Here is a 15,164-nt window from a genome sequence, read left to right on the forward strand (position 1 = left end):
CAAGCGTCGCGGGGGTGAACAAGCGTCAATCGCGTCGCAAAGGGCGTCAGCCGGTCCAGGCCCGCCGGGTCGTCGAGAAGGCCAGCACGGCGGAGAAGGCCACGATGCCCAGCGCCACGCAGGTATAGAGGCCCGAGACGCCCCAGCCGAAATGGTCGAGGGCCAGCAGGCTGCCGCCGCCCGCGATGGTGATGCGAGTGAGGTTGGCGGCGACCGGCCAGACCATCTCGCCGGTGCCCTGCGAGGCGAAGTAGAGCGCCATGGCCAGGCCGAAGAAGCCGTAGGCCGGGCCGACGATGCTGAGATAGTGGCGGCCCGAGGCCAGTGCGGCCGGATTGGTGGTGAAGAGGCCGAGCCACAGGTCGGGCCAGAGTGCGACGATGATGCCGATGGTGGCGGCAACGGCACCCGCCATGAAGGCGCCCGTCCAGGCCATGCGCTGGGCGCGGGCATATTGTTTGGCGCCGATGTTGGTGCCGACCAGCGCGGTGAGCGTCGCGCCGATGCCGAAACTGATCGGTATCAGCATGTATTCCAGCCGCGAGCCGATTCCATAGCCCGCAATGGCGGCGTCGCCTTCGCGACCGATCAGGCCGGTGACGACCAGCACGGTGCCATTGGTCAGGATGACCACGAGGCAGGCGATCAGGCCGACCTTCAGGATGTCGCGGAAAGCGCGCCAGCGGAATCCGTCGACCGGCCAGCGCAGCCTGAGCGGCGCCTTCGCGCCGGTGAGCTTCGAGAGCATCCAGAGGGCAGCGAGGGCGAAGGCGACCACCGCGGCGATCGCAGGACCGCGGATCCCGAAGGCGGGCAGGCCGAACCAGCCGAGGGTCAGGGCGCCGGTGAGCGGGATCTGGATGCCGGCGGTCACGACCAGCGCCAGGCCGGGCGTCTTCATGTCGCCGGTGCCGCGCAGGACGGAAGCCATCGAGTTGGCGACCCAGTGGGCGACGCAGCCCGAGAACAGGATGGTGGCGAAGGCCTCTGCGCGGTCGAGCGCCGCGCCGCTGCCGCCCAGCGCGCCGTAGATCTGGCGGCCGAAGCCGACGAACAGGATTCCGAACAGCGCCGCCATGCCAATGGCGATGGCCAGCGCGTGAGCTGCCGCAGCCTCCGCAGCCGCCTTGTTGCCCGAGCCGAGGGCGCGCGCCACCGAGGAGGAGATGCCGCCGCCCATGGCGCCCGCCGACATCATGCCGAGCGTCATCTGGGTCGGGAACACCAGCGCGAGCGCGGCGAGGTCGACGACGCCGAGCTGGCCGATGAAATAGCCGTCGGTGATGCTGACGAGGCTCTGCATCGCCACGTTCAGCACGTTCGGGGTGGCGAGGGTGAGGATGGTGGGCACGATCGGCCCGGCCAGCATCATCTGCCGGCGTTCTGCGGGAGTCATTGCAGGCGATGTAGCACGCGCCGCGCCACCGGCTCGCGAGCTTATCTCATGGGGTGGGGAGTTTTGTCAGCGCCGCGCGCGCTGCGAAACGACGGCCTCGGCGAGCTGGTCGATGGTCACGATGTCGGCAACGACGTTCATCGGGATGGTGACGTCGAAGCGATCCTCGAGCTCCATGATCACGTCCATGATCGTGAGCGAATCGACGGTCAGTCCCTTGGAGATCACGGTCTGCGGCGTGATCGGCTTGCCGCCGGCATTGTACGGTCCGAGAAGGGCGAAAATCTCGCGCATCACGTCGTACTGCAGCGAGATCGTGTTCGGGGCGACCAGTTCCTGGATGGCCTGCATGACTCACTCCGTCGAAGGGGGTGAGCCCATTTCATCCCGATGCGGGTCGGAAGTGAAATAACGTTTGGTTACCCACTGTTGCGGGACGTTACGGAATGTTTCCGCCGTTCAGACGGTGTGAACGATTTGTCGGCCTCACTCCGCCGCGAGAGGCGTCGGGTTCAGCCAGTCGTCAAAATCGCGCAGTGCCCGCACCGCCATCGCCTGCTTGCGTTCCTTGCCCTTGAAGCTGCCGGCGATCGGCGGGAACAGGCCGAAATTGATGTTCATCGGCTGGAAGGTCATGGCATCGGCGCCGCCGGTGATGTGGCCGAGCAGGGCGCCCATCGCCGTGGTCGGCGGCGGCGGAGTCTGCACTCGGCCCAGCCGCTCGGCCGCCGCGAACCTTCCGGTCATCAGGCCGACGGCGGCGCTCTCGACATAGCCTTCGCAACCGGTGATCTGGCCAGCGAAGCGCAGCCGCGGCATCGCCTTGAGCCGTAACGTGCCGTCGAGCAGGCGCGGACTGTTGAGGAAGGTGTTGCGGTGCAGGCCGCCCAGCCGGGCGAACTCGGCATTCTGCAGGCCGGGGATGGTGCGGAAGATGCGCGTCTGCTCGCCGTGTTTCAGCTTGGTCTGGAAACCCACGATGTTCCAAAGCGTGCCCAGCGCGTTGTCCTGGCGCAGCTGCACCACGGCCCAGGGACGATGGCCAGTGCGCGGATCGCGCAGGCCGACTGGCTTCATCGGGCCGAAGCGCAGGCTCTGCGGCCCGGTCGAGGCGATGACCTCGATCGGCTGGCAGCCCTGGAAGTAGGGTGTGTTGTGCTCCCACTGCTTGAACTCGGTCTTCTCGCCGGCCAGCAGCGCCGCGACGAACGCCTCGTACTGCGGCTTGTCCATCGGGCAGTTGAAGTAGTCGGCGCCGTCGCTGCCTTCGACATTGCCGGGGCCGACCTTGTCGTAGCGCGATTGCTTCCAGGCGATCGACTGGTCGATGCTCTCGTGATGGACGATCGGCGCGATGGCGTCGAAGAAGGCGAGCGAGTCCTCGCCGGTGAGCTTGGCGATGGCCTCGGCGAGCGACGGCGAGGTGAGGGGACCGGTCGCTACGATCACGCTGTCCCAGTTCTCGGGCGGCAGGCCGGCCACCTCTTCGCGCGCGAGGGTCACCAGTGGATGGGCGAGCAAGGTTTCCTGCACGGCGGCGGAGAAGCCATGCCGGTCGACCGCGAGCGCACCACCGGCGGGCAGCTTGTGCGCGTCGGCCGAACGCATGATCAGCGAGCCGGCGCGGCGCATCTCCTCATGAATCACGCCGACGGCGTTATTGGCCGCATCGTCGGAACGGAAGGAATTCGAGCAGACGAGTTCCGCAAGCGTTTCGGTGAGATGCGCCTCGGTGCCGCGCAGCGGACGCATCTCGTGCAGCACCACCGGCACGCCCGCCTGAGCAAGCTGCCAGGCCGCCTCGCTGCCTGCGAGACCGCCGCCGACGACGTGTACGGGCTTGGTGCTTGACGTCATGCTCTCCGACCTGAAACCTGCGCCTCCTTACAATGGAGGGTCTGACATGGCCATCAAGTTCCACAATCCCAAGTCCGTCTCCGTGGCCGGCAAATACAGTCTCGGCGTTGAGGTCCCGCCTGAGGCGCGTGTGCTCTACGTTTCGGGGCAGGTCGGCGTGGATTCTGCGGGCAAGCTGCAGGACGGAATCGAAGCGCAGAGCGAACAGGTCTGGAAGAACATCGGCGAGGTGCTGAAGGCCGGCGGCATGGACTTCCGCGACATCGTCAAGCTCACCGTCTTCCTGACCGACAGCCGCTTCATTCCGGCGTTCCGCGAGGTGCGCGGCCAGTATGTCGGGCAGGAGCCCTATCCCGCATCCACCCTGCTGGTCGTGGCCGGCCTCGCGGATCCCTCGATGCTGGTCGAGGTCGAAGTGGTCGCCGCGAAGGCCTAGCCAAAGGGAGGCGGGGTTGCTGCGCCTCGAAGCCGTCGCGCGGGATGCCTTTCATGTCAGCGTGAACGCGGCGTCGCAGGCGATCACGCGGGCGGGTGGCTGGGTCTCCGGCCACTCGCTGCTCTCGGACGCAATGGCGGTCCTGCAGTTCGAAATCCCCGGCGACCGCCTGCATGAGCTGGTGAGCGAGCTTGGCGCCTGCGGGCTGAAAGTGGAGCTTCCTCTCGAAGCGTCGAATCGTGCGAAGGACGTCGTCGGACGTCTGACGCTCTACTTCACTCAGGGAAGCGGCGACCTGCGACGTGACGTGCCGCCGTTTCAGTGAAAGCGATCGCCTTGACAGCGTGGAAAAAGTGATTGGTCGTTGGGAAGGGAACGCCGGGAGCGGCCTGGTCGGGGTCTTGCCCAACTGATGCGACCCGCAGGGGCCGCTCCCGCCGTGCCGTTCGCGTCCGCCGCTATGCCGATGCCCGAACGATTGCCTCGACAATCACCGCGGCACGTTGCTTGGGTGGATTCATCAAAACCTCCCGGCTGCACGTGACGTTTGAATTCACGCACCGGCGGGCGCGGCTGTCAATGGCGTTTCACGATGGCGGACTCGCCCGGCGCGGGATGCGGTGCCATTATTGCCGCTTCGAAGTCGAGGCAGGCGCGCGTTGGTTCCCAGTATCAAGAAACCCGTGGTCGGAGTGATCGGCAACTCCGGCGTGATCAATGACCGGCACAACGTCCAACTCGTGGGACAGCGCAACATGCGGGCGGTGGCCGACGTCGCCGGAGCGCTGCCCCTGATGTTTGCCGGCACCCCCGACATCACCGACATCGAGGCGCTGCTGGACGCGGTTGACGGCATCCTGCTCACCGGGGCCCGCGCCAACGTCCATCCCACGCGCTTCGGGGCCGAACCGCATCCGGCCCACGAACCCTACGATCAGGAGCGCGACGCGATGGCTCTGTCGCTGATCGACGCCTGTGTCGAGCGCGGCGTGCCGATCTTCGGCATCTGCCGCGGCTTCCAGGAGATGAACGTGGCTTTCGGCGGCTCGCTACATCCCGAGATCCGCGAGATTCCGGGCCGTATGAATCATCGCATGCCGCGGCTCGAGAACGGCGAAGTCCATCCCGATCCCACCGTGGTATTCGCCGACCGGCACGAGGTGCAGCTCGTGAAGGATGGCTATTTCGCGAGGCTGCTCGGCTGCGAGTGCATTCGCGTGAACTCGCTTCATGGCCAGGGCATTCTCGATCCCGGCAAGCGCGTCGCCATCGAGGGCGTGGCGGAGGACGGCACGATCGAGGCGATCTGCATCTCGGAGGCCCCGGCCTTTGCGGTCGGCGTCCAGTGGCACGCGGAATACGATCCGCACAGCAACCCGATCAACCGCGCCCTGTTCCAGGCCTTCGGCCAAGCTCTCCGCGAGCGCATGCACTCCTCCTGAGGCTTTACGATGACGGACAAACTCAGAGTGGGATTGGCGCAGCTCAATCCCAAGGTCGGCGACGTGGCGGGCAATCTCGCCAAGGTGCGGGCCGCCCGCGCGGAGGCGGCCCGGCAAGGTGCCGACCTCGTGCTCACCACGGAACTGGTGCTGGCGGGGTACTCGCCTGAAGACCTGGTGCTGAAGCCCTCGTTCCAGCAGGCCTGTCACGACGCCGTCGAGACCCTGCGCGCCGACACCACCGACGGCGGGCCGGCGCTGTTCGTCACGACGCCGTGGCGGGAGGGCGAGAAGCTTCACAATGCGATCATCGCGCTCGACAAGGGCGAGATCATCGGCAAGCGCTTCAAGGTCGATCTCCCGAACTACGGCGTGTTCGACGACAAGCGCATATTCGCACCGGGTCCGATGCCCGGACCGCTGGTCTTTCGGGGTGTCCGCATCGGCGTGCCGATCTGCGAGGATGTCTGGACACCCGATGTCGTCGAATGCATCGCCGAGACCGGCGGCGAAATCCTGCTCGTGCCGAACGGTTCCCCCTACGAAGCCGGCAAGGCCGACGTTCGCGTGCAGCTCGGCGTCAAGCGCGTGGTCGAGAGCGGGCTGCCCTTCGTCTATCTCAATCAGGTCGGCGGGCAGGACGAGGTCGTCTATGACGGCGCGTCCTTCGCGCTGGGTGCCGACCGCTCGCTCAAGGCCAAGCTTGCCTCCTTCGCCGAGGAGGTCGCCACGATCGAGTTTCGGCGCGGCGCCGGCGGCTGGGAGTGCGAGCCCGGTCCGATCGCGGCCGAGCTGGACCAACTCGAGTCCATCTATCAGGCGATGGTGCTCGGCTTGCGCGATTACGTGAACAAGACGGGCTTCCCCTCCGTCGTCATCGGCCTCTCGGGCGGCGTGGATTCGGCGATCACGGCCGCGGTGGCGGCCGACGCGCTGGGCCCCGAACGCGTGCACGCGATCATGATGCCGTCCCCTTATACCAGCCGGGATTCGCTGGAGGACGCCGAGGCCTGCGCGCGGGCGATCGGCGTACGCTACGACACCGTCGACATCGGCCCGGCGATGGAGGCGTTCCGCGGCATGTTGGCGCCGCTGTTCGGCAACCGGCCCGAAGACGTCACAGAGGAGAACATCCAGAGCCGCGCCCGCGGCGTCACCCTGATGGCGGTGTCGAACAAGCTCGGCAGCATGGTGGTGACGACGGGCAACAAGTCGGAGATGGCGGTCGGCTACGCCACGCTGTACGGCGATATGTGCGGCGGCTTCAACGTGCTGAAGGACGTCTACAAGACCACGGTCTTCGAACTCTGCCGCTGGCGCAACGCGCATCTGCCGGTGGGTGCACTGGGCCGTCCGGGCGTGGTGATTCCGCCGCGCATCGTCGACAAGCCGCCCTCCGCCGAATTGCGCCCCGACCAGAAGGATTCCGACTCGCTGCCGCCCTATCCCACGCTCGACGCCATCCTGAAGGGCCTGATCGAGCGCGACCTCGATACGTCGGCACTGGCGAAGGAAGGCCATGATCCGGGCACTGTCGACCGCGTGTGGCGCCTGCTCGAAGGCGCCGAATACAAGCGACGCCAGGCACCGCCCGGCGTGAAGATCACCTCCCGCAGCATCAGCCGCGAGCGCCGCTATCCGATCGTGAATGGCTTCCGGGGGCCGAGCCCGGGAGTCGCGACATGAGCGACGAACTCGGGCGTCTGGCGACCCGCGAATACGACGTGACTCTGCCGGACGGCACGCGGGGAAGGCTGGCCTTCGCGCTGTGCGACCTGACCCGGGACAATGCGCTCGCCCAGCATGCCCGTCGGCGGAAGGCCGTCGCCTTCGGCCTGCTGAGTTTCGCGGAGCTGCCCGATGCCCCGCGCAGCGCGCTGCTCTGGGTGCGGACGCGGGACGGTATGGAGATGACGACGGCGGATGGCGACGACCAGCCCGCCGGCGACCTGCAGCGCCTCGTCGCGCGCCACTTCATCGTGTTCTTCGACGAGATCAAGGACCTGGTGCCCGAGCTCGCGACGCTGCCCTTCCATCTCAAGGATGCGTCGTGATGCTGATCGTCCAGATCTCGGACCCGCATGTGAAGGGCGAGGGCGATCTGCTCTACGGTCGCATCGATACGCAGGGCTTTCTCGAACGCGCGGTGGCGCACGTCAACGGACTCGATCCGAGACCCGATATCGCCCTTCTGACGGGTGATCTGGTCGACAAGGGCGCGCCTGAGGAATACGCGAACCTGAAGCGCCTTCTCTCGAAGCTCGATATTCCAAGCTACCTGATACCCGGCAATCACGATGCCCGGGACGCGTTGCGCGAGGCGTTTCCGGATCATGCCTATCTGCCGAAGACCGGCTTCCTGCAGTATGTCGTGGACGACCAGCCGCTTCGACTGATCGCGCTGGACACGCTGGTGCCTGGAAAAGGACATGGCGTGCTGTGCAGCGAACGCCTCGACTGGCTCGAAGCCCGGTTGGGCGAGAGCGACCGTACGACGCTGCTCTTCATGCATCATCCGCCGTTCGACGTCGGCATCGTGCCGTTCGATGCGGCGCGGCTGCTGGAAGGGGGCGACCGTCTGGAGGCGCTGGTCCGCGCACATGGCAACGTCGAGCGCGTGCTCTGTGGCCACGTGCACCGGCCGATCCAGGTCCGCTGGGCGGGCACGATGGCTTCCATCGCGCCCAGCACGGCGCATCAGGCGTCACTCGACCTGCGCGAGGGCGCCAAGCTCACCATGACCATGGACCCGCCGGGCGTGGCGCTGCATCTGTGGCGGCCCGTCATGGGCCTCATCACCCATGTGAGTTATGTCGGTTCCTACGAGGGGCCGCGTCCGTTCCGCTGACGATCTGCGGGAGCGAACCCTTCGCAGCCGGAACTCGCGCAGGGCATATCCGTTTCGGGGACAAGATGGTCGAATCCAATACACAGGGACTGATCAAGAGACTCGGTCCCGGCGTGATCACGGGCGCCGCTGACGACGATCCCAGCGGCATCGCGACCTATTCCCAGGCGGGCGCCCATGCGGGCTTCGGACTTCTCTGGACGGTCGTTCTGACCTGGCCGCTGATGGTTGCGGTCCAGTCGGTCAGCGCCCGCATCGGTCGCGTCACCGGCCGCGGTTTGGCCGCCAACATGTGCCGGGCCTTCCCGCGGCCGGTGGTTCTGGGGTTGGTCCTGCTCCTGTTCGTGGCGAACACGATCAATATCGGCGCCGATCTCGCCGCCATGGGCGCTGCATTGGCGATGGTCTTGGGAGGAGGGCAGATCGTCATCACCTTCGCCTTTGCGATCGCCTCGGTGCTGGCCATCGTGTTCATTCCCTACAGTCGCTATGTCGGCTTCCTGAAGTATCTGACCTTCTCGCTGTTCGCCTATGTCGGCGTCGTTTTCACGGCCCATATCGACTGGCGCGCCGTCGGCATGGGCGCGCTGGTGCCGACGTTCGCCTTCGACAAGGATACTTTGATGCTGATCGTCGCGATCCTTGGCACGACGATCAGCCCCTATCTCTTCTTCTGGCAGAGTTCGCAGGAAGTAGAGGACGAGGAGGGCGATGACGAGGCGGGGCCGCTTGCCGACAAGCCGGAGCAGGCGCCGCGCGAGCTGACGCGCATCGGCTGGGAGACGGCCATCGGCATGGGGATGTCGAACCTCGTCGCCTTCTTCATCATCCTGACGACGGCAGCCACGCTCAACGCCAATGGAAAGACCGACATCGAAAGCACTCAGCAGGCCGCCGAGGCGTTGAAGCCGATCGCAGGCGACGCGGCCTTCCTACTGTTCAGCCTGGGTGTGATTGGTACGGGCCTGCTCGCGGTACCCGTGCTTGCAGGATCGGCTGCCTACGCGCTGGGCGAGGTCCGGGGGTGGCGGATTGGACTGGAGCACGAATTCGGTGAGGCGCGGCCCTTCTACATCACCATCGCGGTGGCGATCCTGGCGGGTCTCGGCGTGGTGCTGCTGCCGATCGCCCCGTTCAAGGCGCTGATCTGGAGTGCGGTCCTGAACGGCGTGATCGTGGTCCCGATAATCGGTGCCATGATGATCGTGGCCGCCCGTCGCGAGATCATGGGCGATTTCACGGCGAACGGCTGGCAGCGGGTGCTGGGCTGGCTCACCCTGGTTCTGATGGCGGCGGCCGCTATCGGCATGTTCGTGTTGATGTAGAATGGCGCCAGCGTAAGCTCGTCGCCATGAAACTCTATTCCGGGCCGCTGAGCATGTTCGGCGCCAAGGCCGAGATCGCCTTGCACGAGAAGGGGATCGACTTCGATCTCGAGATGGTGCCTTTCGAGATGAAGGTGCTTTATGAGCCGAAGCATCCCGAGGTCGTGCGCATCAATCCCAAGCGCCAGGTCCCGATCTTGATCGACGGCGACCTCGAGCTGTTCGATTCGACCCAGATCTTCGAGTACCTCGAAACCCTGAAGCGTGATCCCGCACTGTGGCCCGCGGAGCCTAGGGCCCGCGCACGGGCGCGCCTGCTCGAACACAAGTCCGACGAGGTCTATTTCCCGCACATTGTCCGTCTGATGAGCGATTCCGCGGCGCCGGGCGCGCACGATGCGGCGGCGCTCTTCTACCAGGAGATGGAACGCACGATCGGCGGGCAGGAGTGGATCGCCGGCGCCTACAGCTATGTCGACATCGCCTTTTACATGGCGCAGCTTTTCGGTGAGCGAATGGGGGCGCCTGTCCCGCCCACGCTGCCGCGGCTGCACGCCTGGCGTGACCGGATGAGCGATCGTCCGGCGGTCCGGCAGGTGGCGGGCGCCATGGGCCGCTATCTCCTGTCGATCGGCCGCACCCTGCCGCCGTTCATGGGCAAACTCGGGCTGACTGCATGACCAGACCGCGTATCCTCTTCCTGCCAGGCGCGGGCGGCTCGCCCCAATTCTGGAAGCCCGTCGCCGAGGCTCTGCCTGCGACCTGGCCCAAGGAGCATTTCGGCTGGCCGGGTCTCGGCGCTCAGCCGCACGATCCGGCAATCCGCAGCGTCGACGACCTGAAGCGCCTGGTTACGGAAAGGATGGACGAGCCGGTCGATCTGGTGGCGCAGTCGATGGGCGGCGTCATCGCGGCGCGGATCGCGTTGGAGCATCCGGAACGGGTGCGCCGCCTCGTTCTCTGCGTCACCTCGGGCGGCGTCGACATGGCAGGCCTCGGCGCCTCGGAGTGGCGCGCCGACTACCGTCGCTCCTTCCCCAAGGCCGTTTCGTGGATCACGGATGGCACGCCGCCGCCGCCGCTACCGGTGGAGAAGATCGCGGTACCCACGCTGTTGATCTGGGGCGACGCGGACCCGATCAGCCCCGTCGCCGTCGGGCGCCATCTCGCAGAACGTCTGCCGCAGGCCCGGCTCGAGATCGTGCCGGGCGGCGATCACGACGTGGCCAGCACCCATGCCGACCTCGTCGCGCGCCTGATCGCCAAGCACCTGTCTTAGGGTTTGACGGTCTTCTTCAGCACCGACTCGTAGACCTGCAGGATCGCCGAGCTGTCGTCGTTGCCGAGACCCATGCGGCGGGCCATGCGTTGCAGGTTGTGGGTGGCCGATCCCTGCGGCAGCGGCACGTCGAGTTCGTCGGCCAGTTCCAGGGCAAGGTGCAGGTCTTTGTGCGCGAGGTTGAGCGCGAAAGACGGCGGCGAGAACCGGCCCGCAAGGGCGCGTTCCGAGAACGATTTGAATGCCGAGGAATTGCCGCTGGAGGAGGCGATCACCTGCACGAGCTTCTGCGGGTCGAGGCCGGCGGTGACGCCCAGCATCAGCCCCTCCGCGGCGGCGGCCATGTTGCAGAAGGCCATCATGTTGTTGACCAGCTTCGCCACCGTGCCGGAGCCGAGCTCGCCCATGTGGATCACGTTGGCGCTGAACGACTGCAGCACCGGCAGCGCGTCGTCGAACACCTTCTTGTCGCCGCCGACCATGATGGCGATGGTCGCGGCCTCGGCGCCGACCGTGCCACCGCTCACCGGCGCGTCGAGCATGGCGATGCCCTTGGCGGCCATGGCGGCGCCGATCTTCTTCACCATCGACGGCGCATTGGTGCTGAGGTCGATATAGGTCTGGCCCTTGCCGAGATTGGCCAGGATGCCGTTGTCGCCCAAGGTCACGGCCTCGACGTCGCGCGGCATCGGGAGCGAGGTCATGACGATGTCGGCGCCCTTGGTCACCTCGGCCACGGACTTCGCGGCGCTGGCACCGAGATCGGTGCAGGTCTTCACGGCCTCCGGGTTCAGGTCGAACACCGTGACCGAATGGTTGCTGCGCTTGATGAGGTTGCGGCACATGGGGCCGCCCATGTTTCCGACACCGATATAACCGACCTTCATGGCTTCTTCCTCCCGGGACAACGGTGGCGGGAGTATAGGGCAGAAACATCACCCTCTTGCCACAGCGACCGGGCCGCAGGCAGGAGTGACGCCTCATGCCGCGAAACTGCATCCTGCGGGTCGCGTTCGTGTGGCGGACATGTTGAGGGAGGGCCTGTGAGCGAGCCATTGAACCGCGATGCCGATCGCGCGCGGTCCCTGCGACGGGTCAAGCTCGCGGCGACGTTGCTGCTGGTGGCGACGGCTGCGCTGTTCGTGGTCGCCCGGCATTATGAGCCGGTGCACTGGGCCTGGGGGTATGTCGCGGCGTTTGCCGCGGCGGCGACGGTGGGCGGGCTGGCCGACTGGTACGCCGTCGTGGCCCTGTTCCGCCGGCCGCTCGGCCTGCCGTTCCCGCACACCGAGATCGTGCCGCGCAATCACCATCGCATCGCCGAGAATCTCGGCGAGTTCATCGAAACGAACTTCCTCGCGCCCGAGCCGGTGGAGGCGCGCCTGCGCGAGGTCGACTTCGCCGCCCTCGTGGCCGAGTGGCTGAGCGATCGCGCGCGCAGCGCTGCCCTCGCGGGCTTCATGGTGCGACTGGCGCCGCAGGCGCTGGCTGCGGTCGAACAATCGGGACTGAAGGGGTTTCTCGGCAAGCGCGCCATGGCCGAGCTGGAGAGGATCGAGCTCGCGCCGCTGGCCGCGGGTCTGCTGAGCGCCGTCACCGAGAAGGGGCGGCACCAGCGCGTGCTCGACGAGCTGCTGGTGGCGCTGGAAAAGGTGCTGGCCGACGAGGAGACGCTGGCGGCATTGCGCGAGAAGATCCGCCAGGAGCTGCCGGCGCTGTTCAATCTCTACCGCGCCGATGCCTATCTGCTGCGCAAGATCGTGGCCTCGACCACGGCCTTCATCAAGGAGGCGCGCGGAGACGCCGACCATCCGCTGCGCAAGGAGTTCAACGGCTTCGTCGCGAACTTCGTCGAGAGGTTGCGCACTTCCGAGGACTTCGCCCGCCGCGCCGAGCGCCTGAAGCGGGACCTGCTGGCCCGCCCGGAAATCGCGACCCTGGCGGAGGGGGCCTGGGAAAGCGTGCGGTCCTTTCTGGAACAGGACGCGCGCGCCGAGGACAGCCAGGTTCGCCGGCAGATGGAGGCGATGCTGGTCGATGTCGGTGGCCAGCTGGCGCGCGATCCCGCGATCCGGGCCGAGATCAACCGCGGCATGGTGCGGCTGCTTGCGGATTTCGTGCAGGGCCAGAAGAGCGGTGTCGGCCGGTTCATCGCCGATCAGGTGAAGTCCTGGGACATCGATGTGCTGATCGGCCGCATCGAGCTGACGGTCGGGCGCGACCTGCAATTCATCCGGTTCAACGGCGCGATGGTCGGTGGACTGGCCGGATTGGCCTTGCACGCGCTGGAGCAGGGGTTGAAGCTGTACCTGTAACCACAGGAGGTCCTGATGGCCGATCAAGCGCAAGCCTTCACCGACATGTTCAAGAAGTTCGGCGAGCAGCTCAAGGTGACGCCCTTCGACATGACGAAGATCATGGAGCACCACCAGAAGAACCTCGATGCCATGGGCAAGTCGTGGCAGGCGATGGCCGAAGGCGCGAGCGGGATCGCGCACAAGCAGAAGGAAATCTTCGAGGCCGCGATGAAGGACATGGCCGAGATGGCGCAGTCCTACAAGCCGGGCGGCAATCCCCAGGACGTCATGGCAAAGCAGGCCGAGTTCGCGAAGAAGGCGATGGAGGCGGCGATCGCCAACACCCGCGACATCGCCGAGCTGGTCCAGAAGTCGAGCACCGAAGCCTTCAAGATCGTCCAGGACCGGATGAAGGAATCCTACGAAGAAATCCGGACGTCGATCGACAAGAAGCCCTAAGACCAGCGAACGCAGACTGAGGTGGTGCAACGCGTACGGGACCGCGCCGCCTCACGGGTGACGGAGAGGTTCTGGAGAGGCGACGTGGAACGGTTTTGGCTCAAGAGTTATCCGCCGGGTATGCCGGCAGACATCGATCCGTCGGCCTATCCGAGCCTCGTGGCGCTCTTCGAGGAAAGCTTCTCCAAATATCGCGACAAGCCGGCCTATGTCTGCATGGACAAGGCCCTGACTTTCGGTGAGATCGACGCACTGTCGATGGCGCTCGGGGCGTGGTTGCAGGGACGCGGGCTGAAACGTGGCGCGCGCGTGGCGATCATGATGCCGAACGTCCTGCAGTACCCCGTGGCGGTCGCGGCGGTGCTGCGGGCGGGATTCGTCGCCGTCAACGTGAACCCGCTCTATACGGCACGCGAGCTTGAGCATCAGCTCCGGGACTCAGGTGCCGAAGCCATCATCATCCTCGAGAACTTCGCGACGACCCTGCAGCGGGTCGTTGCCCAGACGGGCGTCAAGCATGTCGTGGTCGCCTCCATGGGCGACCTGCTGGGCTTTCCCAAAGGGCTGATCGTGAACTTCGTCGTGCGCACCATGCGCAAGATGGTGCCCGCCTGGTCGCTGCCAGGGCATGTGAAATTCAACGACGCGTTGCGGGCCGGACGCAGCGGGGCGCTGGCAAAACCCCTGCTGGGGCCGGACGATGTCGCGGTTCTGCAGTACACGGGCGGCACGACCGGGGTTTCCAAGGGCGCGACCCTGCTGCACCACACCTTGGTTGCAAATCTGCTGGCGTCGGAGGCCTGGATGCAGCCCGGCCTGAACCGCCGCAGGATCAGCGGCCAACTCACGATCGCCTGCGCCTTGCCGCTGTATCACGTCTTCGCCTTCGTGACCTGCGGCCTGCTGGGGCTGCGCACCGGCGCGCTGAATGTCCTGATTCCGAACCCGCGCGATCTCGCGAGCACCATCAAGGACCTCTCCAAGTACAGGATCAACGTCTTCCCGGCGGTGAACACGCTGTTCAACGGGTTGGCCAACAATCCGGACTTCGCGAAGCTCGATTTCTCGGAGCTGGTGATCTCCAACGGCGGCGGCATGGCGGTGCAGGAAGCCGTTGCGAAGAAGTGGCTGGCCATCACGGGCTGTCCGATCTGCGAAGGGTATGGACTCAGCGAGACTTCCGCCGGCGTCACCTGCAATCCCACGGACTCGGAGACCTACACGGGCACGATCGGGCTGCCCCTGCCGAACGTCGAGATTCGCATCCTCGACGACAGCGGCAAGGAGGTCCCGGTCGGGCAGGCGGGAGAGATCGCGATCCGCGGTCCGCAGGTCATGCGGGACTATTGGCAGCAGCCCGAAGAGACCGCGAAGGTCATGACGCCGGACGGCTTCTTCAAGTCCGGCGACATCGGGATCATGGACACGCGCGGCTACACCCGGATCGTGGATCGCAAGAAGGACATGATCCTGGTCTCGGGATTCAACGTCTATCCCAACGAGGTCGAAGAGGTCGTCGCAGCCCATCCCGGCGTGCTCGAATGCGCGGCGATCGGCGTGCCTGATGCCAACTCGGGCGAGGCGGTGATGCTGTTCGTGGTGAAGAAGGACCCGGGCCTCACAAAAGAGGCCCTCGACGCCTATTGCCACCAGGAACTTACCGGCTACAAGCGGCCGAAATACATCGAGTTCCGGGCCGAACTTCCGAAGACCAATGTGGGCAAGATCCTGCGCCGGGAACTGCGGGACGGCGCGACCAAAACTGCGTGAGGCGCGCAGGAGAGCGGCAACCGGCGGCCCGAAGCCACGTTCTCTCCCCAGGATA

General features: G+C 66.1%; 16 protein-coding genes. 12 read left to right on the forward strand and 4 right to left on the reverse strand.

What is annotated here, in order from left to right; genetic code table 11:
• Positions 1 to 46: 46 nt before the first annotated feature.
• From ACT6UX_RS06695 to trmFO, 3 genes are all read right to left on the reverse strand, one after another.
• A complete protein-coding gene (locus tag ACT6UX_RS06695) occupies positions 47 to 1,396 on the reverse strand; it encodes an MATE family efflux transporter (RefSeq protein WP_444774371.1) in 1,350 nt (449 codons plus the stop codon).
• A gap of 66 nt (positions 1,397 to 1,462) precedes the next feature.
• Positions 1,463 to 1,747, reverse strand: coding sequence for an acyl carrier protein (locus ACT6UX_RS06700; RefSeq protein WP_444774372.1), 285 nt, complete (start codon positions 1,745 to 1,747; stop codon positions 1,463 to 1,465).
• Positions 1,748 to 1,882: 135 nt separating this feature from the next.
• The gene (gene trmFO / locus ACT6UX_RS06705; protein ID WP_444774373.1) at positions 1,883 to 3,253 is read right to left on the reverse strand and encodes a methylenetetrahydrofolate--tRNA-(uracil(54)-C(5))-methyltransferase (FADH(2)-oxidizing) TrmFO; all 1,371 of its coding nucleotides are present in this window, start codon (positions 3,251 to 3,253) and stop codon (positions 1,883 to 1,885) included.
• 46 nt (positions 3,254 to 3,299) lie between these two features.
• On the opposite strand from trmFO, the gene ACT6UX_RS06710 reads away from it, so the two are divergent.
• The 9 genes from ACT6UX_RS06710 to ACT6UX_RS06750 all read left to right on the forward strand — a co-directional run bounded on the left by ACT6UX_RS06710 (position 3,300) and on the right by ACT6UX_RS06750 (position 10,583).
• Positions 3,300 to 3,689, forward strand: a complete 390-nt coding sequence (locus ACT6UX_RS06710; RefSeq protein ID WP_444774374.1) for a RidA family protein — start codon at positions 3,300 to 3,302, stop codon at positions 3,687 to 3,689.
• A gap of 16 nt (positions 3,690 to 3,705) precedes the next feature.
• Complete coding sequence (locus ACT6UX_RS06715; protein WP_444774375.1) at positions 3,706 to 4,014, forward strand: hypothetical protein; 309 nt, start codon at positions 3,706 to 3,708, stop codon at positions 4,012 to 4,014.
• Between the two features lie 346 nt (positions 4,015 to 4,360).
• Positions 4,361 to 5,131 carry a gamma-glutamyl-gamma-aminobutyrate hydrolase family protein gene (locus ACT6UX_RS06720; RefSeq protein ID WP_444774421.1) on the forward strand — a complete coding sequence of 257 codons (771 nt, stop codon included), beginning with the start codon at positions 4,361 to 4,363 and terminating at the stop codon, positions 5,129 to 5,131.
• Between the two features lie 9 nt (positions 5,132 to 5,140).
• Positions 5,141 to 6,817, forward strand: a complete 1,677-nt coding sequence (locus ACT6UX_RS06725; RefSeq protein WP_444774376.1) for an NAD+ synthase — start codon at positions 5,141 to 5,143, stop codon at positions 6,815 to 6,817.
• A complete protein-coding gene (locus ACT6UX_RS06730; protein WP_444774377.1) occupies positions 6,814 to 7,185 on the forward strand; it encodes a hypothetical protein in 372 nt (123 codons plus the stop codon). The genes ACT6UX_RS06725 and ACT6UX_RS06730 overlap by 4 nt, the downstream gene beginning before the upstream one ends.
• On the forward strand, positions 7,185 to 7,979 hold the full coding sequence (locus tag ACT6UX_RS06735; protein ID WP_444774422.1) for a phosphodiesterase: 795 nt from the start codon (positions 7,185 to 7,187) through the stop codon (positions 7,977 to 7,979). The genes ACT6UX_RS06730 and ACT6UX_RS06735 overlap by 1 nt, the downstream gene beginning before the upstream one ends.
• Before the next feature lie 65 nt (positions 7,980 to 8,044).
• Complete coding sequence (locus ACT6UX_RS06740; RefSeq protein ID WP_444774378.1) at positions 8,045 to 9,304, forward strand: Nramp family divalent metal transporter; 1,260 nt, start codon at positions 8,045 to 8,047, stop codon at positions 9,302 to 9,304.
• A gap of 26 nt (positions 9,305 to 9,330) precedes the next feature.
• Positions 9,331 to 9,984 carry a glutathione S-transferase family protein gene (locus ACT6UX_RS06745; RefSeq protein WP_444774379.1) on the forward strand — a complete coding sequence of 218 codons (654 nt, stop codon included), beginning with the start codon at positions 9,331 to 9,333 and terminating at the stop codon, positions 9,982 to 9,984.
• Positions 9,981 to 10,583, forward strand: coding sequence for an alpha/beta fold hydrolase (locus ACT6UX_RS06750; protein WP_444774380.1), 603 nt, complete (start codon positions 9,981 to 9,983; stop codon positions 10,581 to 10,583). Before ACT6UX_RS06745 ends, ACT6UX_RS06750 begins: the two co-directional genes overlap by 4 nt.
• Here the strand turns inward: ACT6UX_RS06750 and ACT6UX_RS06755 are convergent.
• Complete coding sequence (locus ACT6UX_RS06755; protein WP_444774381.1) at positions 10,580 to 11,470, reverse strand: NAD(P)-dependent oxidoreductase; 891 nt, start codon at positions 11,468 to 11,470, stop codon at positions 10,580 to 10,582. The genes ACT6UX_RS06750 and ACT6UX_RS06755 overlap by 4 nt on opposite strands.
• A 156-nt stretch (positions 11,471 to 11,626) precedes the next feature.
• On the opposite strand from ACT6UX_RS06755, the gene ACT6UX_RS06760 reads away from it, so the two are divergent.
• The 3 genes from ACT6UX_RS06760 to ACT6UX_RS06770 all read left to right on the forward strand — a co-directional run bounded on the left by ACT6UX_RS06760 (position 11,627) and on the right by ACT6UX_RS06770 (position 15,109).
• Positions 11,627 to 12,898, forward strand: a complete 1,272-nt coding sequence (locus ACT6UX_RS06760) for a DUF445 domain-containing protein (RefSeq protein WP_444774382.1) — start codon at positions 11,627 to 11,629, stop codon at positions 12,896 to 12,898.
• A gap of 15 nt (positions 12,899 to 12,913) precedes the next feature.
• Complete coding sequence (locus ACT6UX_RS06765; protein ID WP_444774383.1) at positions 12,914 to 13,339, forward strand: phasin family protein; 426 nt, start codon at positions 12,914 to 12,916, stop codon at positions 13,337 to 13,339.
• 84 nt (positions 13,340 to 13,423) lie between these two features.
• Complete coding sequence (locus ACT6UX_RS06770; protein WP_444774384.1) at positions 13,424 to 15,109, forward strand: long-chain-fatty-acid--CoA ligase; 1,686 nt, start codon at positions 13,424 to 13,426, stop codon at positions 15,107 to 15,109.
• Positions 15,110 to 15,164 lie beyond the last annotated feature (55 nt).

Source organism: Reyranella sp. (genome assembly GCF_052439685.1).
Taxonomy (GTDB): Bacteria; Pseudomonadota; Alphaproteobacteria; order Reyranellales; family Reyranellaceae; genus Reyranella.

What these genes read in the sequence shown, in the direction of transcription:
- ACT6UX_RS06710 (WP_444774374.1), top strand. Translation starts at nt 3,300, where the DNA reads ATGGCCATCAAGTTCCACAATCCCAAGTCCGTCTCCGTGGCCGGCAAA.
- ACT6UX_RS06725 (WP_444774376.1), top strand. Translation starts at nt 5,141, where the DNA reads ATGACGGACAAACTCAGAGTGGGATTGGCGCAGCTCAATCCCAAGGTC.
- ACT6UX_RS06735 (WP_444774422.1), top strand. Translation starts at nt 7,185, where the DNA reads ATGCTGATCGTCCAGATCTCGGACCCGCATGTGAAGGGCGAGGGCGAT.
- ACT6UX_RS06730 (WP_444774377.1), top strand. Translation starts at nt 6,814, where the DNA reads ATGAGCGACGAACTCGGGCGTCTGGCGACCCGCGAATACGACGTGACT.
- ACT6UX_RS06695 (WP_444774371.1), bottom strand. Translation starts at nt 1,396, where the DNA reads ATGACTCCCGCAGAACGCCGGCAGATGATGCTGGCCGGGCCGATCGTG.
- ACT6UX_RS06740 (WP_444774378.1), top strand. Translation starts at nt 8,045, where the DNA reads ATGGTCGAATCCAATACACAGGGACTGATCAAGAGACTCGGTCCCGGC.
- ACT6UX_RS06765 (WP_444774383.1), top strand. Translation starts at nt 12,914, where the DNA reads ATGGCCGATCAAGCGCAAGCCTTCACCGACATGTTCAAGAAGTTCGGC.
- ACT6UX_RS06750 (WP_444774380.1), top strand. Translation starts at nt 9,981, where the DNA reads ATGACCAGACCGCGTATCCTCTTCCTGCCAGGCGCGGGCGGCTCGCCC.
- ACT6UX_RS06700 (WP_444774372.1), bottom strand. Translation starts at nt 1,747, where the DNA reads ATGCAGGCCATCCAGGAACTGGTCGCCCCGAACACGATCTCGCTGCAG.
- trmFO (WP_444774373.1), bottom strand. Translation starts at nt 3,253, where the DNA reads ATGACGTCAAGCACCAAGCCCGTACACGTCGTCGGCGGCGGTCTCGCA.
- ACT6UX_RS06755 (WP_444774381.1), bottom strand. Translation starts at nt 11,470, where the DNA reads ATGAAGGTCGGTTATATCGGTGTCGGAAACATGGGCGGCCCCATGTGC.
- ACT6UX_RS06745 (WP_444774379.1), top strand. Translation starts at nt 9,331, where the DNA reads ATGAAACTCTATTCCGGGCCGCTGAGCATGTTCGGCGCCAAGGCCGAG.